The sequence below is a fragment of the Streptomyces sp. NPDC054847 genome (genome assembly GCF_053610925.1).
The window spans coordinates 1-6121 of the sequence record NZ_JBSGZJ010000429.1; the positions used below are offsets into that span (position 1 = coordinate 1).

A 6121-nucleotide genomic window follows, 5' to 3' on the forward strand; every position below is an offset into this window, starting at 1 on the left:
CCCGGCCACAGTCATGCACGCTCCGGTCAGCCGGACACGCTTGTCCCGCTTCGGTCAGCCGGCCGCGACCTCGACCGCCGCCAGGTTCTTCTTGCCCCGGCGCAGCACCAGCCAGCGACCGTGCAGCAGGTCGTCACCTGCCACCACGGCGTCCTCGGCGGTCACCTTCACGTTGTTCACGTAGGCGCCGCCCTCCTTCACCGTGCGGCGGGCGGCCGACTTGCTCGGCGCCAGACCGACCTCGGTGAACAGATCGACCACCGGCAGCAGCTCGCCGACCCGCGCGTGCGGCAGCTCGGCGAGGGCGGCACGCAGTGTCGCCTCGTCCAGGTCCGCCAGCTCGCCCTGGCCGAACAGCGCCCGGGAGGCGTTGATCACCGCGGCGCACTGGTCCGCGCCGTGCACCAGCGTCGTCAGCTCCTCGGCCAGCGCGCGCTGCGCGGCCCGTGCCTGCGGCCGCTCCTCGGTCTGCTTCTCCAGCTCCTCGAGCTCCTCACGGCTCTTGAAGCTCAGGACCCTCATGTAGCGGGAGATGTCCCGGTCGTCCGTGTTCAGCCAGAACTGGTAGAACGCGTACGGCGTCGTCATCTCCGGGTCGAGCCAGAGCGTTCCCGTCTCGGACTTGCCGAACTTGGTGCCGTCCGCCTTGGTCATCAGCGGCGTGGCCAGGGCATGCACCTCGGCGTCCGGCTCGAGCCGGTGGATCAGGTCCAGGCCCGCGGTCAGGTTGCCCCATTGGTCGCTGCCGCCCTGCTGAAGGGTGCAGCCGTAGCGGCGGTACAGCTCCAGGAAGTCCATGCCCTGCAGCAGCTGGTAGCTGAACTCCGTGTAGCTGATGCCCTGCTCGGACTCCAGGCGGCGGGCGACCGAGTCCTTGGTGAGCATCTTGTTGACACGGAAGTGCTTGCCGATGTCCCGCAGGAACTCGATCGCGGACATGCCCGCGGTCCAGTCCAGGTTGTTCACCATGATCGCCGCGTTGTCGCCCTCGAAGGACAGGTAGGGCTCGATCTGCGAACGCAGCCGGTCGACCCAGCGCGCGATCGTCTCCGGATCGTTCAGCGTGCGCTCCGCGGTCGGCCGCGGGTCGCCGATCTGCCCCGTCGCCCCGCCGACCAGCGCGAGGGGGCGGTGCCCGGCCTGCTGGAGACGGCGGATGGTGAGCACCTGCACCAGGTGACCGACATGCAGGCTCGCCGCGGTGGGGTCGAAGCCGCAATAGAACGTGACAGGACCGTCCGCGAGAGCCTTGCGCAGGGCCTCTTCGTCGGTGGACTGGGCCATCAGCCCGCGCCACTTCAGCTCGTCGACGATGTCCGTCACGGTGTCGTGTCTCCTTGGAACAGGGGAAACCCCGCTGGGTGGTAGCAGGGCGCTACCACCCAGTCTATTGGTGACCGGGACCCCGGCCGACCGGATATCCGGCGCTCACACGCCCTTGCTCACCGAGCTCATGTTGAAGTCCGGCACCCGCAGCGCGGGCATCGAGGCCCGGGTGAACCAGTCGCCCCACTCACGCGGCAGCGTCTTCTCGCTCCGCCCGGCCTCCGCCGCCCGCGAGAGCAGATCGACGGGCGACTCGTTGAAACGGAAGTTGTTGACCTCCCCGACGACCTCGCCGTTCTCCACCAGATACACCCCGTCCCTGGTCAGACCGGTCAGCAGCAGCGTCGCCGGGTCGACCTCGCGGATGTACCAGAGGCACGTCAGCAGCAGCCCGCGGGCCGTGCCGGCCACCATTTCCTCCAGGCTGCGCTCGCCGCCGCCGTCCAGGATGAGGTTCCCCGCGCCGGGCGCGACCGGCAGGCCGGTCAGACCGGCGCTGTGCCGGGTGGTCACCAGGTGATCGAGCTTTCCGTCCCGCACCCAGTCCGTCGCCGTGATCGGCAGACCGTTGTCGAAGACGGAGGCGTCGTCGCCGGAGGAGTGCGCGATCACGAACGGGGCCGACTCGAGGCCCGGCTCGTGGGGGTCGCTGCGCAGGGTCAGCGGAAGGGGGGACAGCGTCTCCCCGACGCGGGTGCCGCCGCCCGGCTTGGAGAAGACCGTACGGCCCTCCGCCGCGTCGCGGGCCGCGGACGACCACATCTGGTAGATCAGCAGGTCGGCCACCGCGGTGGGCGGCAGCAGGGTCTCGTACCGGCCCGCGGGCAGCTCGGTCCGGCGCTGCGCCCACACCAGGCGCTGCGCCAGCTCGGCGTCCATCACGCCCGGGTCGACGTCCTTGAAGTCCCGCGTGGAGCTGCCCGCCCACGCCGAGCGCGTACGGTCCGGGGACTTGGCGTTCAGCTCGAGGGTGCCGTTCGGCTGGTCGTGCCGCAGCCGCAGCCCCGTGGAGGTGCCCACATACGTGGAGGTCATCTCGTGGTTGGCGAAGCCGTACAGCTCCCGGCCGCCGGCGCGGGCCCGGGCGAAGGCCTCGCCGAGGGCGGGTGCGAAGTCGGCGAACACGGCGGAGGTGGTCTCGGCGGGAGCGTCCGTGAAGTCGGGGGACGCCGGGGTGCCCTCGACCAGCGGCTGGGCGTCCTCCGCCGGACCGGCGCCACGGGCGGCCGCCTCGGCGGCGCGCACCAGCGGCTCGAGGTCGGCGGCGGTCACCGCGGACCGGGACACCACACCGGAGGCGGTCCCCTCGGCGCCGTCGACGGTCGCGATGACGGTGAGGGTGCGGCCGCGGGTCACGCCGTTCGTGGTCAGGGCGTTGCCGGCCCAGCGCAGATTGGCGGACGACTCCTCGTCGGCGATGACGACACACCCGTCGGCGGTGGACAGCTCGAGAGCCCGCTCGACGATCTCGTGCGGCTTGGTCGTACGGGGGCTCATCGGCCGGCCTCCTGGGTGGTGTTCAGAATGTTGACGCCCCGGAAGAGGGCGGAGGGGCAGCCGTGGGAGACCGCGGCGACCTGGCCCGGCTGGGCCTTTCCGCAGTTGAACGCGCCCCCGAGCACATAGGTCTGCGGGCCGCCGACCTGCTCCATGGAGCCCCAGAACTCGGTGGTCGTCGCCTGGTACGCGACGTCCCGGAGCTGTCCGGCCAGCCGGCCGTTCTCGATCCGGAAGAACCGCTGCCCGGTGAACTGGAAGTTGTAGCGCTGCATGTCGATGGACCACGACCGGTCGCCGACCACGTAGATCCCGCGCTCGACCCCGCCGATCAGGTCCTCCGTGGACAGGCCGCCCGGGTCCGGGCGGAGCGACACGTTCGCCATCCGCTGCACCGGGACGTGCGCGGGGGAGTCGGCGTAGGCGCAGCCGTTGGAGCGGCCGAGGTTCGTCAGCTTCGCGATCCGCCGGTCCAGCTGGTAGCCGACCAGCGTGCCGTCCTTGACCAGGTCCCAGCTCTGCGCCTCGACGCCCTCGTCGTCGTACCCGATCGTCGCCAGCCCGTGCTCGGCCGTGCGGTCGCCGGTCACGTTCATCACGGACGAGCCGTACGCCAGCTTCCCCAGCTGGTCGAAGGTCGCGAACGAGGTTCCGGCGTACGCGGCCTCGTATCCGAGCGCCCGGTCCAGCTCTGTGGCGTGGCCGATCGACTCGTGGATCGTCAGCCACAGGTTCGACGGGTCGACCACCAGGTCGTAGCGGCCGGACTCGACGCTCGGCGCGCGCATCTTCTCCGCCAGCAGCACCGGGATCTCCTCCAGCTCACGGTCCCAGTCCCAGCCCGTACCGGTCAGGTACTCCCAGCCGCGGCCGGCCGGCGGCGCGATCGTGCGCATCGATTCGAATTCGCCGCTGGTGCCGTCGACGGCGACCGCGGTGAGCTGCGGGTGCAGCCGGACCCGCTGCTGGGTGGTGACGGTGCCGGCCGTGTCCGCGTAGAACTTGTTCTCGTGGACGGTGAGCAGCGACGCGTCCACGTGCGCCACGCCGTCCGCCCGCAGCAGCCGGCCGCTGAAGTCGGCGAGCAGCGCGGTCTTCTCCTCGTCGGGTACCTCGAAGGGGTCGATCTCGTACGAGGAGATCCACGTCTTGTCCGAGTGCACCGGCTCGTCCGCCAGCTCCACGCGCTCGTCGGACCCGGCCGCCGCGATCACCTTCGCCGACAGCTTCGCCATCGCCACCGCCTGGCCCGCGACCCGGGCCGCGGCGTCCATGGTGAGATCCACCCCTGAGGCGAAGCCCCACGCACCGCCGTGCACGACGCGCACGGCGTACCCGAGGTCCGTGGTGTCGGAGGAACCGGCGAGCTTGGCGTCACGCAGCCGCCACGCCGCACTGCGTACACGCTCGAGACGGAAGTCGGCGTGCTCGGCGCCGAGCGCGCGGGCCCGGGCGAGTGCCGCGTCGGCGAGCGCCCGCAGCGGCAGCGCCGTGAAGGCTTCGTCGATGGAATGAGGCACGGATGTCTCCTGTCGTCGCGACGGGTCGCCCCGATCATGTCGCGACGGGGTGCCTGTTGCCCAGCGGGTTGTGAAGGATGCCGTGCCGTCCTCTTCTGTAGGGACCCGACAGTGACTGATCTGCTGCGCTGTCAGGGACCGATTCCCCGTACGACGGACCGGACCGATAGGTTTTCGGGTAGTCGCCTGGCTGCCAGGTGCTCCAGACCACTGACGAAAGGGTGATCCGTTGAGCCGCTCGGTTCTCGTCACCGGAGGAAACCGGGGCATCGGCCTCGCCATCGCCCGCGCTTTCGCCGAGAACGGCGACAAGGTCGCCATCACCTACCGGTCGGGCGAGCCGCCCGCCGAGCTCGTCGAGGCGGGCTGCCTGCCCGTCCGCTGCGACATCACGGACGCCGAGCAGGTGGAGCAGGCCTACAAGGAGATCGAGGAGAAGCACGGCAATGTGGAGGTGCTGGTCGCCAACGCCGGCATCACCAAGGACCAGCTTCTGATGCGGATGTCGGAGGACGACTTCACCTCCGTCCTCGACACCAACCTCACCGGCACCTTCCGGGTCGTCAAGCGCGCCAACCGCGGCATGCTGCGCGCCAAGAAGGGCCGTGTCGTGCTGATCTCCTCCGTCGTCGGGCTGCTGGGCTCGGCGGGGCAGGCCAACTACGCCGCCTCGAAGGCCGGCCTGGTGGGCTTCGCCCGCTCCCTGGCCCGTGAGCTCGGCTCGCGGAACATCACCTTCAACGTCGTCGCACCCGGCTTTGTCGACACCGACATGACGCAGGTGCTCACCGACGAGCAGCGCGCGGGCATCGTCTCGCAGGTGCCGCTCGGCCGTTACGCGAAGCCGGAGGAGATCGCCGCCGCCGTGCGCTTCCTGGCCTCCGACGACGCCTCGTACATCACTGGAGCCGTCATCCCCGTTGACGGCGGATTGGGCATGGGTCACTGATCACATGAGCGGAATTCTCGAGGGCAAGCGCGTCCTGATCACCGGTGTGCTGATGGAGTCCTCCATCGCCTTCCACACCGCCAAGGTGGCCCAGGAGCAGGGCGCGGAGATCATCCTCACCGCCTTCCCGCGGCCCACCCTGACCGAGCGCATCGCCAAGAAGCTCCCCCGGCCCGCGAAGGTCATCGAGCTCGACGTCACCAACGACGAGCACCTGGCCCGCGTCGAGGGCATCGTGCGCGAGGAGCTCGGCGGTCTGGACGGTGTCGTCCACTCGATCGGCTTCGCCCCGCAGGACGCCCTCGGCGGCAACTTCCTCAACACGCCCTTCGAGTCGGTGTCGACCGCGATGCACGTCTCCGCGTTCTCGCTGAAGTCCCTGACGATGGCCTGCCTGCCGCTGATGCAGAACGGCGGCTCGGTCGTCGGTCTGACCTTCGACGCGCAGTTCGCCTGGCCGCAGTACGACTGGATGGGCCCGGCGAAGGCCGCCCTCGAGGCCACCAGCCGCTACCTCGCCCGGGACCTGGGCAAGCAGAACGTGCGCTGCAACCTGATCTCGGCCGGTCCGCTCGGCTCGATGGCCGCCAAGTCCATCCCCGGCTTCTCCGACCTCGCGAAGGTGTGGGACGAGCGTTCCCCGCTCGAGTGGGACATGGCCGACCCGGAGCCGGCCGGCCGCGGTGTCGTCGCGCTGCTCTCCGACTTCTTCCCGAAGACCACCGGCGAGATCGTCCACGTCGACGGCGGCGTGCACATCATGGGTGCCTGACCAGCACATACGTACACCAGGGACGCCCCGTCCACCGCCCGGCGCGGTGGGCGGGGC

At 70.3% G+C, this 6121-nt stretch carries 5 protein-coding genes; 2 read left to right on the forward strand and 3 right to left on the reverse strand.

Annotated features, from left to right (window positions below; translation table 11 throughout):
* Nucleotides 1–54: 54 nt before the first annotated feature.
* The 3 genes from tyrS to ACWGH4_RS29230 form a co-directional block, all read right to left on the reverse strand.
* Entirely contained in the window at nt 55–1323 is a 1269-nt protein-coding gene (gene tyrS / locus ACWGH4_RS29220) for a tyrosine--tRNA ligase (protein ID WP_441267233.1), read from the reverse strand.
* 105 nt (nt 1324–1428) lie between these two features.
* A complete protein-coding gene (locus tag ACWGH4_RS29225) occupies nt 1429–2823 on the reverse strand; it encodes a metallopeptidase TldD-related protein (RefSeq protein ID WP_441267234.1) in 1395 nt (464 codons plus the stop codon).
* Nucleotides 2820–4343 carry a TldD/PmbA family protein gene (locus ACWGH4_RS29230; protein WP_453466209.1) on the reverse strand — a complete coding sequence of 508 codons (1524 nt, stop codon included), beginning with the start codon at nt 4341–4343 and terminating at the stop codon, nt 2820–2822. The genes ACWGH4_RS29225 and ACWGH4_RS29230 overlap by 4 nt, the downstream gene beginning before the upstream one ends.
* A gap of 229 nt (nt 4344–4572) precedes the next feature.
* Between ACWGH4_RS29230 and fabG the strand changes: the two genes are divergently transcribed.
* Nucleotides 4573–5292 (forward strand): 3-oxoacyl-[acyl-carrier-protein] reductase, encoded by a 720-nt coding sequence (fabG, locus tag ACWGH4_RS29235; protein ID WP_189475710.1) that lies wholly within the window; start codon nt 4573–4575, stop codon nt 5290–5292.
* Between the two features lie 4 nt (nt 5293–5296).
* Nucleotides 5297–6064 (forward strand): enoyl-ACP reductase FabI, encoded by a 768-nt coding sequence (fabI, locus tag ACWGH4_RS29240; protein WP_364597825.1) that lies wholly within the window; start codon nt 5297–5299, stop codon nt 6062–6064.
* Nucleotides 6065–6121: the final 57 nt, after the last annotated feature.

Coding starts and splice junctions, on each gene's coding strand:
- fabI (WP_364597825.1), top strand. CDS start 5,297: ATGAGCGGAATTCTCGAGGGCAAGCGCGTCCTGATCACCGGTGTGCTG.
- ACWGH4_RS29225 (WP_441267234.1), bottom strand. CDS start 2,823: ATGAGCCCCCGTACGACCAAGCCGCACGAGATCGTCGAGCGGGCTCTC.